The sequence below is a fragment of the Methylotenera mobilis JLW8 genome, assembly GCF_000023705.1.
GTDB lineage: Bacteria > Pseudomonadota > Gammaproteobacteria > Burkholderiales > Methylophilaceae > Methylotenera > Methylotenera mobilis.
Genome location: NC_012968.1, coordinates 62950 through 80157, shown reverse-complemented (window position 1 = coordinate 80157; position 17208 = coordinate 62950). Strand labels below are relative to the sequence as shown.

Annotated in this window: 16 protein-coding genes; 8 read left to right on the top strand and 8 right to left on the bottom strand. The window is 42.1% G+C overall.

The window, feature by feature from the left end; genetic code table 11:
- Positions 1-26 precede the first annotated feature (26 nt).
- Genes MMOL_RS00360 through MMOL_RS00345 form a run of 4 tightly spaced genes read right to left on the bottom strand, consistent with a single transcriptional unit; the run spans position 27 to position 5649 of the window.
- The gene (locus tag MMOL_RS00360) at positions 27-1925 is read right to left on the bottom strand and encodes a TniQ family protein (protein WP_012777442.1); all 1899 of its coding nucleotides are present in this window, start codon (positions 1923-1925) and stop codon (positions 27-29) included.
- Between the two features lie 2 nt (positions 1926-1927).
- Positions 1928-2944, bottom strand: coding sequence for a TniB family NTP-binding protein (locus MMOL_RS00355; RefSeq protein WP_012777441.1), 1017 nt, complete (start codon positions 2942-2944; stop codon positions 1928-1930).
- Positions 2945-2965: 21 nt separating this feature from the next.
- On the bottom strand, positions 2966-4957 hold the full coding sequence (locus tag MMOL_RS00350) for a Mu transposase C-terminal domain-containing protein (protein ID WP_012777440.1): 1992 nt from the start codon (positions 4955-4957) through the stop codon (positions 2966-2968).
- Between the two features lie 11 nt (positions 4958-4968).
- Positions 4969-5649 carry a TnsA endonuclease N-terminal domain-containing protein gene (locus tag MMOL_RS00345; RefSeq protein WP_012777439.1) on the bottom strand — a complete coding sequence of 227 codons (681 nt, stop codon included), beginning with the start codon at positions 5647-5649 and terminating at the stop codon, positions 4969-4971.
- Between the two features lie 1318 nt (positions 5650-6967).
- On the opposite strand from MMOL_RS00345, the gene MMOL_RS00340 reads away from it, so the two are divergent.
- The gene (locus tag MMOL_RS00340; protein ID WP_012777438.1) at positions 6968-7816 is read left to right on the top strand and encodes a DMT family transporter; all 849 of its coding nucleotides are present in this window, start codon (positions 6968-6970) and stop codon (positions 7814-7816) included.
- A 141-nt stretch (positions 7817-7957) separates the two neighbouring features.
- Here the strand turns inward: MMOL_RS00340 and MMOL_RS00335 are convergent, their stop codons facing one another.
- Positions 7958-8554 carry a TetR/AcrR family transcriptional regulator gene (locus tag MMOL_RS00335; protein WP_012777437.1) on the bottom strand — a complete coding sequence of 199 codons (597 nt, stop codon included), beginning with the start codon at positions 8552-8554 and terminating at the stop codon, positions 7958-7960.
- A 100-nt stretch (positions 8555-8654) separates the two neighbouring features.
- Here MMOL_RS00335 and MMOL_RS00330 point away from each other — a divergent pair, with 100 nt between their 5' ends.
- The 7 genes from MMOL_RS00330 to MMOL_RS00300 all read left to right on the top strand — a co-directional run bounded on the left by MMOL_RS00330 (position 8655) and on the right by MMOL_RS00300 (position 14609).
- On the top strand, positions 8655-9452 hold the full coding sequence (locus tag MMOL_RS00330; protein ID WP_012777436.1) for a quinoprotein dehydrogenase-associated SoxYZ-like carrier: 798 nt from the start codon (positions 8655-8657) through the stop codon (positions 9450-9452).
- Positions 9453-9455: 3 nt separating this feature from the next.
- A complete protein-coding gene (locus MMOL_RS00325; protein WP_012777435.1) occupies positions 9456-10373 on the top strand; it encodes a quinoprotein relay system zinc metallohydrolase 2 in 918 nt (305 codons plus the stop codon).
- A gap of 5 nt (positions 10374-10378) precedes the next feature.
- Positions 10379-10753 carry a c-type cytochrome gene (locus MMOL_RS00320; RefSeq protein WP_012777434.1) on the top strand — a complete coding sequence of 125 codons (375 nt, stop codon included), beginning with the start codon at positions 10379-10381 and terminating at the stop codon, positions 10751-10753.
- A 2-nt stretch (positions 10754-10755) separates the two neighbouring features.
- Positions 10756-12018, top strand: coding sequence for an NAD(P)/FAD-dependent oxidoreductase (locus tag MMOL_RS00315; protein WP_012777433.1), 1263 nt, complete (start codon positions 10756-10758; stop codon positions 12016-12018).
- A 41-nt stretch (positions 12019-12059) separates the two neighbouring features.
- Complete coding sequence (locus tag MMOL_RS00310; RefSeq protein ID WP_012777432.1) at positions 12060-12404, top strand: carboxymuconolactone decarboxylase family protein; 345 nt, start codon at positions 12060-12062, stop codon at positions 12402-12404.
- Entirely contained in the window at positions 12397-13503 is a 1107-nt protein-coding gene (locus tag MMOL_RS00305; RefSeq protein ID WP_012777431.1) for an alkene reductase, read from the top strand. Before MMOL_RS00310 ends, MMOL_RS00305 begins: the two co-directional genes overlap by 8 nt.
- Before the next feature lie 176 nt (positions 13504-13679).
- Positions 13680-14609, top strand: coding sequence for a ketopantoate reductase family protein (locus MMOL_RS00300; RefSeq protein ID WP_012777430.1), 930 nt, complete (start codon positions 13680-13682; stop codon positions 14607-14609).
- A gap of 143 nt (positions 14610-14752) precedes the next feature.
- Here MMOL_RS00300 and MMOL_RS00295 read toward each other — a convergent pair whose 3' ends face one another.
- From MMOL_RS00295 to MMOL_RS00285, 3 genes are all read right to left on the bottom strand, one after another.
- Complete coding sequence (locus MMOL_RS00295; protein WP_012777429.1) at positions 14753-15082, bottom strand: ArsR/SmtB family transcription factor; 330 nt, start codon at positions 15080-15082, stop codon at positions 14753-14755.
- Between the two features lie 44 nt (positions 15083-15126).
- Entirely contained in the window at positions 15127-16260 is a 1134-nt protein-coding gene (locus MMOL_RS00290) for an alkene reductase (RefSeq protein ID WP_012777428.1), read from the bottom strand.
- Positions 16261-16640: 380 nt separating this feature from the next.
- Entirely contained in the window at positions 16641-17201 is a 561-nt protein-coding gene (locus MMOL_RS00285) for an OsmC family protein (protein WP_012777427.1), read from the bottom strand.
- Between the last annotated feature and the right edge of the window lie 7 nt (positions 17202-17208).

Here is a 17208-nt window from a genome sequence, read left to right as displayed (position 1 = left end):
TTAGAGACAGAATATTAGTCTAACTATTATGCGGCTATCTCAAATAAGCCAGATATGCAAAATTGGTCTATGCCTAGCAATACTAAATCGCTCCTTTCAATCCAATTCACTTCATTCTTAAACAAATCTGCTTGCGGTGTTTTATACAAATGAATCCCTAAATCTTGGCATAAATTAATTACCGACCTAACAGTAAGTGACTTCAAATTAGCGACTTCTTGGCAAGAGATGTATTGATCACTAAAGCTCAGCAAGGTGTTTTCCACTAAAGTCATTTCTGAGTTAAAGAACTGATACTGCAACGCCTTTGTGTTCACTAGTGCAAGCAATCCTGCTCGGTTAGTTTGCAAACTTTCAATAGCAGCCTCAAAAGATACACCTCCATTCAGCCTCTGTTTAATTTGTTCTAAATGTCTTTTCGTGGTGAATTTATCAAACACCAAGCCACTTGGCATTTCAGATAAAGTGCCAAGTGGAGTGATGGCTCTATTCCTCACATCAACTATGAAAGTGGCTTTAACATCAGCATTCACTTTCATACGCATGATTTGCGCCATAGTGATGTGACGTTTATCTACAAACACCTTTTGCAGCTGGCAATCACCCATCAAATCTTGCTGTAAAACTTCTACATCCTTCTCATGAAATAGTTCAATAGGTAATGTTAGGTATTTAGCCTGGCAATACCCTCTAGCACGATAGACCCTCAGTATCTCAACAGGTAAATCTAAGCGTTGCGCTGCCGTTTTCAGGCTTAATCTTTTACCTTCAGCAAAAGTAAATTGCTGTTGTGGCGACAACTCTATCAATTTGCGTGTTTGATTAAGCTCGGTGCTTGTGACTTGCACCAAGCCTTTGGCAATGAGTTTTCTGGCGGTTGCTGGTTGTACGCCAATCATCTTAGAAAACTCGTATATGCCCATCCCATGTGTTTTTGACTCATTTAAGGCGGCTTCACTTAACAACTTAGGATGCACCGAAGCTTGGCGCCACCGCTGATGACCGAACTGTACAAACGCATCACGCATAAATTGCAGGTGACTACTCTGGTCAATATTCTTGAAGAAAGACTCATAAAAAGAGTTGAACTGACCACGCAACCCACTCAAATTAAGATTGGCTGTAGGCGCATGTACGGCCTCTAAATAATCATGAAACTTGTTTGGCCAATCAGACAGTACTTCAGCGGTAGTTTGTAACGCTTGCCAATCAACCTCGTACTCATTGCTTGCAGGCTGCTGCTTTTGATTGAATAAACCAAAACGGTAGATAATCGAGAGCAATGTTTGTATCGACAATTGCTCTATCGCATCAATCGAAAAACCTAACGCTCGCATCTCATCATGCGGTAAAGGCTGCTTCATTAACTTAGCATGCAGAATGCCAAGCAGAACAAGCATTGCTGGGTGCTCAATATTCTGAGGCATATGCGCCGACAAGTCCTCACCGCAACTGCAGGTGGTTAGGTTACGACGATGCCAGTTCAGAGGGCTACTGCAGCTCGGACAAGACAGTATTGTTTTGCAATGGTGGTGTGGGCAGGCCAATGCATATTTCAGCTCATGAAAGCTTTCAATAAAGCCTTTTTCTTGTACACACTGCAAGCAAAATCCTGCATTCTTACTCCTAGTGTACATGTATGGAATAGCGTGCCTCATGACAGGTAAATGCTTAGCAGGAGTAGTTTCGTCTAAATAATCCAATCCGGCTTCAATCAATGACTCTGTCGTTCTTCCGTAAAGCGGTGCCAACTTGTCTAAAGGAGGCCTTGCCGAACGTGCTTCATTGTCAGACATCTCGGCGTAAGCAAATATCTTTGATGGGCTGGAATAACCATTAAGCGCTGATGTTCTTAATATAAAGCCCTGTAAAGCCTCCCCCTTTGCAGGGGAAGGTGTAATAGCAAGCGGTTGTTTATCCATCATGCTTAAGCCGCCAGTACGCTTGCTGCACTAGGTAAATCAGATTTGCGTGATCGAGTGGCACGAGGTTTAGAAACTTCAGGACAAGCAGTTCCAACTTGCTTTGCCATTTCTAGCAGATACTCTACGGGACTTGCATCAAAATCCTCTGAAAATGGATTCATCATAGGTGTCACTTCATCCATCCATACGGCTTCTTCATATGCCTTTGCAAGATCATGCATGGTGATAATCTGCGTGTTCGCCATCTGCGCATTCAGGCAGGCGATGTACAGTATCTTGGCAATGTAGCCAATCAAACCTCCAGTCGCACAGAAAAACCGAAACGCGACTTCCTCAGAACCAAGCTCAGGAAAATCATATCGACTTAACCCAAGTTGAAAAGACTCCAAACAATCCATAAACTCTTCGCATTGTTCGGCAGTACCCCATACAAATCTAGGCATATGAATCGGCGCCAAGAAGCGACCACGCAACTGCTCATTCTGGTTAATGACGGCCATGCAATCTGGTAAGCCAGCCACAATGATCATCAATCCCGTACGGTCAACAAAGTTTTTAAGCCAATCCGATAAATAATGCTGCACTTTATGCGATACCTTATCGTAGAAGTGCTGGAACTCGTCAATGATTAGGGTATGCGTTTGTGCTTGCTTGAGTAGGATGTATAGCTGCTCGGTCTTCTCTGTCTCGGAACCGCGTTTAAACCAAAGTGGGTCACCAATCTCACGTAGCATAATCTCTACTAGACCTTTTACTGTTGGTTTAGCAGGTGTCTTAATGGAAATCATCGGTATGATGACACCATCTGCAGTACGGACTTTAGAATATTTCTTGCTTATATACTCAAGCAGTCTTGATTTGCCGGCACGCGAATCACCAATCACCGCAATACAGATAGGCTCTTGATAACTTTGTGCTGCTAATAAGTGATTTTCGATACGATCTTTAGCTTTATTGAACATGTGGTGAGGCACCAATATTTGATCAACAGCCACAGGGATATAAGTTGTTGTGTCCATGACATTGTCCTTTGCAAATGATTAAGCACGTTGTTCAATAATTGGAACGTACTTCTGCCTGTTTCGAGTGATAGGCACGGGGTTACTATTTGCACTCACTTTTGAGGTAGCTGGGGCAGGCAATGGCTTCGTAACATCTGCTCCTGCTTTCTCCCTTCTCTTAGCGTTGGCTGCTTGATTGGTGTCCTGGTGGCGCGCAACTCTACTATTTGATTTACGGCGTTTCAGTTTTAGCTCTTGCTCAACAATTTCGCGTATCTCGGTCTTAGCCAATGCATAGCTATACACGTCAACTTTCTTGAAGTGTTTCTTGGCATAGCTACGGCATATATTGTGTAACCACAGCGTCAATCCGTTTGCATATTCATGATTGAGCGCAGGGACTTCGATATAACCCTGATTGCCTTTTAGAATCACATACAAGTGACCAACATCACTTTCATCCACCCGAATATCTACGGTTAAACTTTCACCATATTGACGTCTCAATTTCATCAATTCCGGTGAGTTGTAGAGCAGGTTGTTAATCTCGATGCCTTGGTGTGTAACCTTTTTAGCTTCTACTGCTTTACCTAACAGCACATCCAATTCTGCAGGATTATTTGCTAACGCAATATCTTCTGGATTAATGCTGCTAGCCCAAACGACAGCTGGTGTCTGCCGATCTAAACTACGATGTGGCTTTTGGTGATAACAATCTGCAATCCATTTATGAATAATGCGACGCAAAGTACTCAGTGTAACAACCGCATGCTTAGCTGGATCATAGTCATCTTTCTCAAAGATGTTGCTAAAGGTTGTGCCAGCGATACCATGACTAACATCGTCATTAATGCTGCGATTGAAGCGCTCAACCTTGCCTTTGAACCAAGGTGTTTTGCGAGGGGTGTAGATAATCTCAACTCCGAATGCAAAACATGCCTTTTCTAAGCTAACGCTGTGAAACTCCAAACCATTATCTACATACAATTGCTCCATCACACCATGTGCTTCCCATGTGTTTCTGATATCAGGAAACTGCTGCTGTAAATTAGTCTTAGGTAAGAAAGCATGCTTTAGGCATTTGCCTACCGTCAGAAAACTAGGTGGTTCAAAGCCAATGTAGATGCCTAAAATACAACGCGTATGACTATCAATACAGATAGTGAGCCAGGGTCGACCAAGTGGAATATGTGAATCATCATCAATCACAAACAAATCTAGCTTGGTATGATCAATTTCTGCAGACTCAAGCGGCTTCTTAGTAACTAAATGTCTCATTTTGCTTCGATAGATGCGATTTGCAGCTAAACGGCCATAACGGGCTGCACATCGGTCAAAGGCAGGTATGAGATTAATCAATCGTTCGATCAACCTTCTTTTGGGACGAGGTAGTTTCATAGTCATTGGGAGCTGTTTGTTTTCACGCTCTATCATAACCACCACTTCCTCCACAGTTTCTTCTACGGTACCGCGCTCACGACGCATATAGATACGATCTATACAATCTTCTGCGATTTCAATTACCTCTATTGGATAGCGTGGCACTCTGTTGCCTTTCCGTTGGTGTTGCTCTCCTAATGCGAAAACGTCTTTGCCATGAGTGATATATTTTTTCTTCCAAGCACATACACTTACCCAATGTGGCGCTTTCTCTGGTAGTTTTATTTTCTCCCAAACCTCCTGTATCGCTTGTTTCACAACACCTTCTGTACTGGGCAGATTCTCAATTGCTTTAGCATACATGCGCTTAACTTTGGCTTTATCCCAAGCAGCACCTTCAATCTGACGATTAATCTTTACCGAAATATTTTTAGTCGTGTTCTCTTTCTTCAAAACGTCATTATCATCTTTGGTGAATACCAACTCTCCGCCGGAATAACGCTCTTGAAGTGATTTAGTACTGAACTCATGGATTCGACCCGTTCTAACTTCCTGCACCTGCCAAATACCTGCTGCGATTTCTCGATTAAGTTGGTATTCACGTCCATCCATATCAAACGTTGTATTTTTACAAAAATATGCGATTGCCATGATGATGCCTCCTAAGAGTGAGCCGTAAAGTTGCTATGAATTGAAGTAGCAGAGCTAAGAGGTTGATTGAAGTCGATACTTAGTTTTCCTTCCAGTATCAGGCGGCTGACATTGCGTAATGTTTGTGGAGATTGTTGCTCGAACGCTTCCCAAGACATGACCGGATTATTGTTAAATATGCGCCTAATTCGCTCTTGCTCGATAATGGGAACAGGATGACGTCCTAGCTTGTTCAAGCGCTTAACGTTATCAAGCCTTGGCTGTTTGGCCAGATTTTCAGCGAATACAACAAGGTAGCTGTATCCATACTCAGGCAGAAATGTCTTTAAGAATTCTGTCCGCTCTGCAACTTCCACACTGTTTGCATCAACTTCAGTTTTAACTTCCCAAAACTCTCGACGATGGCTTTCAACCACCATGAAGTCAGGATAATGCCGGCGATGCTCACCGTTCATTTTGTATATGATTTCGCACGGTTGCTCATAAAAAGAAATTACTCGCGGCGATGCATCGAGGATACGCATTGCATTGCCTTCATGAACGGATTCCCATTGCATCATGCGTTGCATCTTCCAACTCGGATACTTACCAGTGTTGCGTGCGTTTGAACGTTTTACTATTTTGCGGCTACGGACTTTTCCATCTTTCGGAAAGATGATTTGTATTTCTGGTACTGCTATTAATTGATTCATTGTTAACTCCTAATTTGCATCAAATGGAGTAACTCAGAAATTTAGGCGTAGGGAGTCCTATCTAGCTAATCAGTATTTTTTACTAATTAGAAAGTTTAGGGTACAAGGGGGCCAAGACTATCGTCTTAAATTTGACAAAACATACTGATGTCGTAGAATGTAATTAACTAGTGGGGACTAGGAGTTCAAGTATTACACTCAACTGACTCAAGTGCATTCCGCTTGGGTCTTTTGCATTTTAGTAGCCTGATAATTTAGGCTACTCACTCTTTAAGCTTCTTTTCTTCGGTACTTCCTTTCAAAAATGACAGTTGTTAAAACTGCCGCATAATCAAACTACCCATAAAAATAATTTCCGGGTAATCTGAAAACAAAATTAGCATAGTTTTTTAATCACGCAAGTTTTGCTATAGCAATAACAATTAATCTATTTTCAATAAAAATGCAATTGTTAATTTAATGTAACTATATGATTTATATATATAAATATTAACCACTGGTTAATCTAGGAACCTATAGTTATAAAAATAGAATCTGAATAATGAGAAAAGCCGCTGATTAGCGGCTTAATTTGACAAAATATATTTCTTTGATTGATTAAAATATTTTATAACTACGAGCTATTTGTACGCCTTGCAAGAAATTCATTAGCACTGACAAATCTGTCATTTCAAGCCCGACTGTAAATTTTGATAAGCCTAATATTTTTAGTCGAGCGACAACTTCATTCACCGCTTTTTTAATAGCGGTTTATGAGATAGCACTTTTTAGTGATTGCCAATTATGTAGAATGGTTTACATTAATTGAAAAAATGATTGACAATGTATAGCAACGCGGCAAAATGCATACAAGTGTTAGCCCGTCTGTAGCCCTTGAGACACAGAACCGGCCGAACAGCACAAGAATGAATAGGTTTTGTGTGAGAAACGTAGCACAGTGAGGTCGTCGGAGACAGCTACGTACCAATGGTCCCTTACAACGCACCAAACAGAAGGCCTCTGAAAAGAGGCCTTCTGCTTTTCAGCTCTCGGCCCTAAGCTGACGGTCGACTTTAGCCAAAAACTGACCGTAATCGGCATTAACCAGCCACTCAATATTGAAACAAATCTTTAATCTTTGAATTTTATTTCTATCTGCTGTGATAAGCATAAGTAAGTTTAAAGGTTATTTTATAAAAGTTTTTTTGATACATAAATTAAGAGTTAGGTATCAAATACAATATATAAATTTTTAAAGTTAATCGCCTAGGGTCTTGGTAGTTATTTGCTATCGTAATATATTGATTGCTAAGTGTACAAAAAGGTAATCCCAGTATTTATGAGACTTAGCACCAATATACTTTATGTTAGATTGAGCATTGCATTAATTGCCTTTGCAGCAAACTCAATCATCTGCCGCCTTGCTTTAGTTGACCAGCATATAGACCCAGCCTCTTTTACTACAATCCGGCTTACAGCTGGTGCAATAACCTTATGGCTCCTCGTGCGGATCCGTTATGAACGTTCTGATTTCGCGGGCAATTGGATTTCTGGTTTAGCTCTCTTCATCTATGCTGCTGGTTTTTCTTTTGCATATGTTTCTATGTCTGCTGCTACTGGCGCGCTCCTATTATTCGGCACGGTGCAAATGACTATGCTGGCTTACGCATTGAAAAAAGGACACAGGCTTCAATTGTTACAAAAGGTGGGGGTTGCGATATCCACCCTAGGATTGATTGCGTTGCTTTGGCCTAGTGTTGAAACGCCGCCAGTGATTGGTGCTTTCTTTATGGTTATTTCAGGTGTGGCATGGGCCATCTACACGATCATCGGGACCAATTCGATCTCTCCAATTTTAAATACCGCCGGTAGTTTTTATCGAGCTGCATTTTTTGCTCTGCTGTTGATTCCAGTTTTAATCATGCATTCACATCTGGATGCCTTAGGAGTCATCTATTCAATCGTTTCAGGTAGCCTTACGTCTGCTATCGCATATGCAATTTGGTATAGTGTTTTGCCTAGCTTAGGCTCAACGAAATCCGCGACTTTGCAACTGCTTGTCCCATTGATTACTACGGTAGGTGGTATTTTATTGCTAGATGAATACCTGTCTGCACAAATAATCGTTTCAGCATTTTTAATTCTTGTGGGTCTGTGGCTAGTCGTTTCTGAAAAATACAGCAAATAGGCATCTGCGAATGCCTATCAACTGCCTTTATTTCCACTTGATGTGATTCTTACTAAGTATCAATACTTGGTCTTGCTAGAAGTTATGGAGCATCAGCGTTATATAGTAATGCCATAAACTAGTTTGTCACTAGTTGTGAAACTAATCCACTAGTGAGCTCATGAGTAGTGATTTGTATAATGTTAACGCTCTGGTTATTGCCTTTGGGTCATTTTTAGCTTTCGCTAGAAGCAAAGATCCTTCTAAGGTTGAAATGTAGAGATCACCCCAAGATTGGACATCTATTGAAGAGTTTGCTGTAGCGAATGCTCTCTCTAACATTGCCATAAACTCCGTCCGCCAGTTGTCAAAATACTGTGACGCAGATTTAAATAATGCCTCATTACTTTCAGCCAACTCCATTGTAAATATGGCTAACATGCATCCCTTTTGCAATACAGGGTCTTTGTAAGCTTCAATTGCATTACTTAAATATCCCTCTAAATATTTAACAGGATCAGTTTCATTTCTATACGCTGCAGATAATTGCCTTTCTTCAGCATCATTCCAGAACTTTGCAAGCACGGCTTCACCTAACGCCTCTTTGTTGGCAAAGTGGTGGAAAAATCCTCCTTTAGTAATGTCTGCAGACTGACAAATTGCATCAACTGTCATCGCTGAAAACCCGCGAGCTAATATCAGATCCTGGGCACCTTCTAAGATGCGCTTGCGGGACAGAGTTGATTTTGATTCTTTCATAGTAATACCTTTAAACAAAAGCTAATTTTAGTAGTTGACAAATATTACCATAAGAATATCATACCAACTAGTCGGTATCTTTCAACTAAAGGAGTTTAAGATGAAACAGAAATTAATGATCTTAGGTTTAATGTCTTCAGTATTGATTAGCTTTCAGCAAATTGGCCATGCAGAGGTGGTAGATAAGTATTGGGGGACGCTGAAACAGACTTATTTCGCCAATAAAACTTTGGAAGAAAATAATGCAATTAGCATCAAAGCTCCTTTGCGTGCTGAAAGTGGAGCACAAGTTCCATTCGAATTCAGCGTCCAATACCCTCAGGATCAAAGTCAGTACATCAAGTCAGTTACCATCATTGCTGATACCAACCCAGTCCCTCTGACGGCTGTATATCATTTCTCACCAGATTCTGGAAAAGCAGCAATCAATACTAGAATTCGCATGGAGAGTGATGCATACATTCATGTGGTTGCAGAAACGAGTGATGGGCGCTTTTTCATGAATAAAGTGCCTATTCGAGCAGCTGGCGGTTGTGGCGGTAGTATTGGTGGTGACGAATCTCTTGCTAGGCAATCTGCAGGCAAGATGAAGCTTTCTGTAAAAGAGGATAATACCTCTGCTATAAAACAAGCCCATCTTTTGATTAAACACCCTATGTACACAGGCTTGCAGCAAGACTTGGTATCTTTAGGCTATCGACCTGCATTCTTCATCAACAAAATCGTAGCAACATTCGAGGGTAAAACAGTATTTGATGCGGATACCTACATTGGCGTAAGTGAAGATCCAAATATCCAATTCCCTTTCAAAGCAGATAAATCTGGAACACTTACAGTTGTTATTCAAGATAACGAAGGTAAGAGCTTCACTACAACTACCGAAGTTAAAGTGAACTAGATTATGAAAGCGCTTATTTCTGGAATTGGATTAGTCATCGCGCTCGTCACTGTGCCTGTAAGTGCGACGCCGCTACCTATGAACAAAATTGCAGAAGGTGTCTATGTGCATATTGGCACGCATGGCGACTTTGATAAAGATTATCACGGTGACATGGCTAATATCGGGTTTATTGTCGGCACTAGTAGTGTTGCAATCGTAGACACCGGCGGGTCTTACAAAGTTGGCACTGAGTTGCGCGAGGCAGTCAGGGCGGTTACCGATCTACCTATCCGCTATGTCATCAATACGCACATACATCCTGACCATATCTTTGGAAATGCTGCATTTGCTCAAGATAAACCAGAGTTTATAGGACACCATAACCTGCCTAGTACGCTTTCACTCAACCATGAATCTTTAATGCGCGCTTTACTGGACGTTCTTGGCCCTGACGCAAATGGAAGTGAAATCATCTTACCTACCAAGGTCGTTAATAATGTAATGGATGTTGACTTAGGCAATAGGAAGCTTCATTTACAAGCATGGCCTAAGTCGCACACTAATACAGACCTTACCGTTCTTGATGAAAAGACTCAAACTTTTTGGACTGGAGATTTGCTTTTTATCACCAAAACACCATCTTTAGACGGTGACCTAAAAGGTTGGATTAGTGTTAATGAAGGTCTTAAGGCCGTTCCGGCAAAAATGACTGTTCCTGGTCATGGTGATCCAACTAAAGATAAGAACGGTATGTTAGATAGACAAGGCGCATATCTGAATTTATTACTGAAAGATGTGCGTGAGGCGATAAAAAATGGGGTAGATATGCAGAAAACCATTGATACCGCAGCACAAGCAGAGAAGCCAAATTGGGTGTTTTTTGACCTTATCAATCGACGTAACATCAATCACGCTTACCCACAGCTAGAGTGGGAGTAAAGATAATGTCTTTCAGTCACATTAAAAAAGCCCCCTTGTTATCTACACTGACGATATTAATGGCGATATGGATGCCTCTAACGGCTAATGCAGAAGAGAGCAGCACACATATACGTACGCTCGCCTCTTCTTGTGCTACATGCCATGGGGGGCAGCCAACCAATGAAACTGTTATTCCAAGTTTAGCTGGGTTGGATGAAGATTACTTCATTAACAAAATGAAAGACTATCGAAGCTCTGATAAAGAGCATGACGTCATGGTGCAACACGCTAAAGGACTTACAGAAACAGAAATAGAGCAACTAGCCACTTTATTTGCTAAACAGGTTAGAGCTTGTCCTTATTTTCGGAAGCATCCCATTAAAAAATCTCTGGAGTAATAATGGATCGTAGACACTTTCTTAAGGGTAGTCTGATAGGTTTAGGTGTAGTCGCTTTTCCATCATTCGCAATTGCAAAATCATCCTCGTCATATGGACATGTTGTGATTATAGGTGCAGGGTTTGGTGGCGCAACGGCAGCAAAATATCTAAGGATGTGGAGCGAAGGCAGAGTGAAAGTGACGCTAATCGAACCTAGGCCACAGTTCATTTCTTGTCCAACAAGTAATCAGGTATTTTCTGGTGCAATGAATATGCAAGGCATTACACATTCCTATGATCATTTGCGCGACAGTTCTGGCATTCGCATGATTCAAGGCATCGCAAGCCGTATTGATTCAGATCGTAGAACTGTGGAAGTCAATGGGGAGCGGATTTCATATGATCGTCTCATTATTGCTACAGGGATAGACTTTGACTATTCAAATTTGCCTACACTGACGCCTGAGCTGCAGGCAACAGTTATTCCTCATGCGTGGAAAGCAGGCCCTCAAACGGCATTATTGAAGAAGCAACTGGAATCCATGCCAGAAGGTGGAGTGGTAGCAATTACCATCCCTCCAGTTCCATACCGCTGCCCGCCAGGCCCCTATGAACGTGCATGCCAGATCGCTTTTTACCTAAAACAACATAAGCCACGTTCGAAGTTACTGATTTTAGATGCGAACCCTGCAATCACTTCAAAGCGCCCATTGTTTGAGAGAGCATGGAAAGATTTATATGCCGACATCATTGAATATCAACCTAGCAGCGCAATTGAGAATCTCAATGTTAAAACACTGAGTGTCAAAACAACATTTGACACTCACAAAGTGGATGTGCTGAATTTAATTCCACCTCAAACAGCCAGTAGATTGGCGCTTGATACAGGGTTGGGCAGTCAAGGAAGGCCTTGGTGTAAGGTCAATTACTTGAATTACGAATCGAGCAATATCTCAGGAATACATGTATTAGGTGATTCAGTCGATACGTCACTCCCCAAATCAGCTCATGTTGCAACCTCTGAAGCAAAAGTATGTGCGGCAGCAATCATTGCAGAGCTTTCTGGAGAAGCCATGGATCAACAGCCTGTTTTTGCCAACACCTGTTATAGCTTTGTCGATGACAAGCAAGCAATGCATGTTGCCAGTGTCTATAGATATGACCCAAAAGACCGTGATATGCATGCTGCACCTGGTGGCGGAGTTTCTGCTGCCCCTTCTCTTGAGGAAGGATTACAGGCAGGTATATGGGCTAAGAACATCTGGGCAGATGTTCTTAGTTAATGTTAAGCCAATATTTTTATATTAATCAAAGGAAATAAATCATGATGGATTGGAATAATTACAGAGATGAACTGATGAGCCGCGTAGGAGATTTAGCAGCACTCACGCCTGATACCGTGAAGGGCTATCAAATAGCAACAGGCGCAGGCGCGAAAACTAATCATTTAGATGCTAAAACTAGGCAATTAATTTCTCTTGCCGTAGCGGTCACTACTCGATGTGATGGTTGCATCGCCGTGCATGCTAAAGAGGCTGTAAAAGAAGGCGCAACTGAAGCTGAAATCGCTGAAGCGTTAGGCGTCGCTGTTGCAATGAACGCCGGTGCAGCGCTTGTGTATTCTGCACGTGTACTAGATGCCGTTAAGAGCCTTCCACATCATGAGTAAGTTATTCTCTTCATATAACTTGTCTGGTACTTTATTGCCTAATCGAGTCGTTATGGCGCCTATGACGCGTACAAGGGCGATTGATTTAGTTCCGGATGAGCTTACAGCACTTTATTATGCACAGCGTGCATCAGCAGGGCTAATCATTACCGAGGGGCTACCTGTATCTGACGAAGGTAGGGGCTACTTATACACCCCTGGTCTTCACACTGATGAGCAAGCAGCTGGATGGAAAAAGGTTACTGATGCAGTCCACGCAGAAGGCGGCCTTATTTTTGCGCAACTCTGGCACGTGGGAAGAATGTCTCATGTATCAATCCAACCAGGGAATGCTTCTCCTGTTTCGGCAAGCGAAGTGCCTGCTGTTGACACCAGTGTATTTGCGTGGGTAGAGCCAGGTGTAGGAGGGCCAGTTTTACCTAGTAAACCTAGATCACTGAGTACTGAAGAAGTGAAACGGGTAACTGATGATTTTGTAAAGTCAGCAAGACGTGCAATTGAAGCAGGATTTGATGGTATCGAGTTAATGGCTGCTAATGCCTTCCTATTTGACCAGTTTTTAAGTAGTAACATCAATACTCGACAAGATGCTTATGGTGGTTCAATCGCAAACAGAATGCGTTTTCTTTTGGAAACAATCGATGCTCTCTGTGCCGAAATTGGCAGTGAAAAAGTCGCTGTACGCTTCTCTCCCTTTGGACGTCTGTATGATTTCCGCCCGTTTGCTGAAGAAGCTGAAACTTGGTTAAGTATAGCAACAGCACTTAACGACAGGAAGTTAGCCTATGTACACCTGAACTATCAACCTAACATGAGCACCGCTCCAATCCCTGAGGGTTTTGCCGAAAACTTCCGTCAACTTTACCGTGGTACTTTAATGGCAGCTGGTGGTTTCAACAAAGACAATGCCGAAGCAGAGTTGAAAAAAGATAATGTAGACCTGATAGCATTCGGGATGCCCTTTATTTCAAATCCTGACTTAGTGGCGCGGATGCAACACGGTTGGCCCATTGCCGAAAGCGATCGTTCCACTTACTACGGTGTCATAGGTGCTAAAGGGTATACAGACTATCCTGTTTACGATCCCGCAACTAGTTAACTCATAGACATTATCAGCTGATAGCTTTTTATGAAAGCTGAAGTGTTCTTAGGCTCCAGACTTAGCAGTGTGAATTATCTTATTCATGCATGCTAAGTCTAGCCTACATATTGAAAATGTTAAGCTTGTGGCACTAGGTTTAGGATTGGGAAGAATGATTTGAATAGAGTGATTTCATGAAAATCTTGGTTCTTGGCTGTGGTGCAATTGGCGGTTACTTTGGCGGAAGGCTGCAACAAGCAGGCTTAGATGTCACTTATTTAGTGCGTGAACATAGGCAAAAATTTCTGCATGAAAATGGACTATCAATCACAAGTCCCTTTGGTGATGCGCATCTACAAGTAAAGACGGTAACAAAAGCCAGCTTGAGTGGTATTTACGATCTCATTCTTCTCACCTGTAAATCGTATGATCTAGACGATGCTATAGAAACTATAAGTCCTGCTGTTAGTAATCAAACCACGATTATTCCACTGCTCAATGGCCTGATCCATTTTCAAAAGTTAGATGAAAAGTTTCATACTGAACGGGTGATGGGTGGGTTTTGTTATTTAAGTGTGACGATGGATGAAAAAGGGAATATCCAACATCTATCACCCTCACATTCATTAACATTAGGAGTGCGCCATAGCAGTCAACATTCATTGCTGGAGTTACTGTCGGAGAGATTGTCACATGCTAATTTTAATGTGAAAGTAAGCGATGATATTTTGGCTGACTTATGGTCAAAATTTACATTTTTATGTGCTGCTGCCGCAGTAAATTGCATGATGCGTGGCAACATAGGCATGATTATGAATACGCAGTTTGGTCGCCAAGTTATTATGGGTATTCTGGATGAATGTAATACTGTTGCATCAGCCTATGGCTATCGTCCACTTGCGAAAGATAAACAATTGGCGCTGGATCAATTGACGAAAGACAACTCGTCATTTGAAGCCTCAATGTATAAAGATATGAAAATCAACCATCGAACTGAAGCTGACCATATCGTTGGCGACATGGTTAAGAAAGGGCTGGAAGCAGGTGTACGTACTCCATATTTGCTAGCTGCATTAACCAACCTAGAGGTGTACGAAAATTCCCTAAAAACTGAAAATCTTTAGTATTTTTTACTTTATCAGCATTACCATCGATCTTTAAGATGTTGCTGGCAATTTAATCTTCTATTTTTTTGTCCTAAAATAAATTCCAGCAACTAAATCTACTTTAGCGAGGCTACGTTTGCTCAGTACTCACTCCTTTTCATTTACTGTAGTGACTTATCCTTATCGCCTAATTCAGATTGTAGTTCTGCTAGCACTTGTTCAATAACATTGGATTTTTTCTTGTAATAAGTCCACTTGCCAATTTTGGTTGCTTCGAGAAAACCGGCATTGTGCAGGGCTTTTAAACACAAAGATGTTGCCGGTTGTGACAGGCCAATTTTGTCCTGAATCAGACTTGCACATACACCATGAACCTTATAGGGGTACAGTTGGGAGTACTCCTTAAATGCCTGGTCAGGATTGTCCAGCCACGCCAGAATCGTTCGACGTGTTGGGCTAGCCAGCATTTTCATTGCTTCATTTAGATCCATGGTGCTCCCACCTAATAATTTGCTTGGTGGGGCAAGCCCACTCTCTAAGTCATTATCTGCGTACTAAAGGGGTAATCCACGTACCCAGACTCTCCACCTCCATAGAGGGTATCATATTGTACCGAATTCAAAGGTAGGCCATACAAAATCCGATGTGGCAAGTCTGGGTTTGCAATAAAGGTGCGGCCAAATGCATATAGGTCTCCATATCCTTTGGCATGCACAGAGGTAGCCTTCTCCGCGGTATATCGACCTGCATAGATAATAGCTCCTTCAAAGGCCTCACGCAGTTCTTTCCTGAATGACTCAGGTAGGTCAGGGCTGTTATCCCAATCGGCTTCAGCTATCGACAAGTAAGCAATCTCAAGCTCATTGAGCATTTTTGCTGCCCCAATATAGGTTTCATGTGGGTCGCTTTCCACCAAACCTAGATAAACCCTATCTTCGGTAGTCGTTTCAAATAAAGGTGCAAACCTGACACCTACCCGATCATTTCCAAACACGTCAATGACTGCCTGAGTTACTTCTTTTAGAAAGCGTAGACGATTCTCCAATGAGCCGCCATATTCATCTGTGCGATGATTGGTATGCTCAGAAATGAATTGATTAAGTAGGTATCCATTCGCAGAGTGAAGTTCTACTCCATCAAAACCTGCTAGCTTTGCATTTTCTGCAGCATGGCGGTACAGTCCTACCAACTCCTTCACCTCAGCATTTGTTAGCTCGCGGGGCATGCTAGGCTCTGTTAATGCACCTTGTCCAGGTCCTGTCTCAATAAATACCTTCACAGACTTAGCTTGTATTGCTGAGGGGGCAATAGGTGCAGCTCCATCAGGTTGCAGGTTATGATGTGACACACGACCTACATGCCACAATTGGCAGAAAATAACCCCGCCTTTAGCATGTACGCTCGTTGTAACTTTCTTCCACCCCTCTACCTGCTCATCAGAATGAATGCCTGGGGTCCAAGCGTAACCCTGGCCACGAGGTTCAATCTGAGCCCCTTCAGTTACCATGAAGCCTGCCGAAGCACGTTGGCCATAGTAGGTGGCCATCATATCATTTGGCACATTCCCAGGCTGTGAACTGCGGCAGCGGGTCAGTGGGGGTAGGACTATCCTGTTAGCAAGTGTTAGATCACCCAATTGTACGGATTGAAAGAGCGCTGAAACTGTCATATTTGCCTCGATAAGTGAATAATATAAACATTGTTACATTTAAATATGTAAATGTATATGCTTGAGTTTTTTAATGAGCAGGTATTAATATCTGGTAGACGCTATAAATAAACATCTAGTAAGCAATCACCTGAATAAATTGTTTAGTTAAATCTAGTTTTTCCTTGCGAAGATGGAGTTAAATCTGCATGGGGGCGTCTTATAGATAGCACAGCGAGACACTACTTACCCCATTAATTCAACTATGTTTCCAGACGATATTAGTCACTGACAATTGATTTAGCAGCCATGCCTTACTTAAAAGTGCTCAGCTAGATACTTCACTGGACTTATCACACAGAAAGACATTGGCTGCTAGGTTACAAGTTAGTTACTTAAGACTATCCTTCTTGAACTTCCAGCTTCGTTACCATGCGGATGGCTCTAGAGAAATTAGCATAGTTCGCTGAGGTTTTGGTTACAATCTTGTGCAGCTCTTCGACCTTTTCTTTTGAAGCATCAGTATGTAGCCTAACAACGTAGCTCACCTCGTCATAACCTGGATTGACATTCTCGTCCATTCCTAGCGCGCCACGAAGATCGAGCTCGCCATCAGTCTCAATTTCTAGGCTATGGATAGTAATGCCCATTGCTGCAGCGTTAACTGCATAGCCAACAGATAGACAAGCATTGAGGGCAGACATTAGTAACTCTTGAGGATTAGGCGCAGAGTTTTGGCCAAGGAATTCCGTCGGTTCATCTGCTGCAATTTCAAAGTGTCGTTGGTGTTCTGTCCCAAGGAATGAGTAGCGACTGACGGTAGCCACTGTGCGGGTTTGGTTTTCCCATTTTGTTTTAACATTAAACTTAGCGCTGCGTTTAGACGCATTCTCAGCTCCTGCTACATTTTGCGCAATTCCTTGCAAAGCTACGAGGTCAATACCATTTAATGTGTTACTCATTTTGCTA

Coding starts and splice junctions, on each gene's coding strand:
- MMOL_RS00360 (WP_012777442.1), bottom strand. CDS start 1,925: ATGATGGATAAACAACCGCTTGCTATTACACCTTCCCCTGCAAAGGGG.
- MMOL_RS00355 (WP_012777441.1), bottom strand. CDS start 2,944: ATGGACACAACAACTTATATCCCTGTGGCTGTTGATCAAATATTGGTG.
- MMOL_RS00350 (WP_012777440.1), bottom strand. CDS start 4,957: ATGGCAATCGCATATTTTTGTAAAAATACAACGTTTGATATGGATGGA.
- MMOL_RS00345 (WP_012777439.1), bottom strand. CDS start 5,649: ATGAATCAATTAATAGCAGTACCAGAAATACAAATCATCTTTCCGAAA.
- MMOL_RS00340 (WP_012777438.1), top strand. CDS start 6,968: ATGAGACTTAGCACCAATATACTTTATGTTAGATTGAGCATTGCATTA.
- MMOL_RS00335 (WP_012777437.1), bottom strand. CDS start 8,554: ATGAAAGAATCAAAATCAACTCTGTCCCGCAAGCGCATCTTAGAAGGT.
- MMOL_RS00330 (WP_012777436.1), top strand. CDS start 8,655: ATGAAACAGAAATTAATGATCTTAGGTTTAATGTCTTCAGTATTGATT.
- MMOL_RS00325 (WP_012777435.1), top strand. CDS start 9,456: ATGAAAGCGCTTATTTCTGGAATTGGATTAGTCATCGCGCTCGTCACT.
- MMOL_RS00320 (WP_012777434.1), top strand. CDS start 10,379: ATGTCTTTCAGTCACATTAAAAAAGCCCCCTTGTTATCTACACTGACG.
- MMOL_RS00315 (WP_012777433.1), top strand. CDS start 10,756: ATGGATCGTAGACACTTTCTTAAGGGTAGTCTGATAGGTTTAGGTGTA.
- MMOL_RS00310 (WP_012777432.1), top strand. CDS start 12,060: ATGATGGATTGGAATAATTACAGAGATGAACTGATGAGCCGCGTAGGA.
- MMOL_RS00305 (WP_012777431.1), top strand. CDS start 12,397: ATGAGTAAGTTATTCTCTTCATATAACTTGTCTGGTACTTTATTGCCT.
- MMOL_RS00300 (WP_012777430.1), top strand. CDS start 13,680: ATGAAAATCTTGGTTCTTGGCTGTGGTGCAATTGGCGGTTACTTTGGC.
- MMOL_RS00295 (WP_012777429.1), bottom strand. CDS start 15,082: ATGGATCTAAATGAAGCAATGAAAATGCTGGCTAGCCCAACACGTCGA.
- MMOL_RS00290 (WP_012777428.1), bottom strand. CDS start 16,260: ATGACAGTTTCAGCGCTCTTTCAATCCGTACAATTGGGTGATCTAACA.
- MMOL_RS00285 (WP_012777427.1), bottom strand. CDS start 17,201: ATGAGTAACACATTAAATGGTATTGACCTCGTAGCTTTGCAAGGAATT.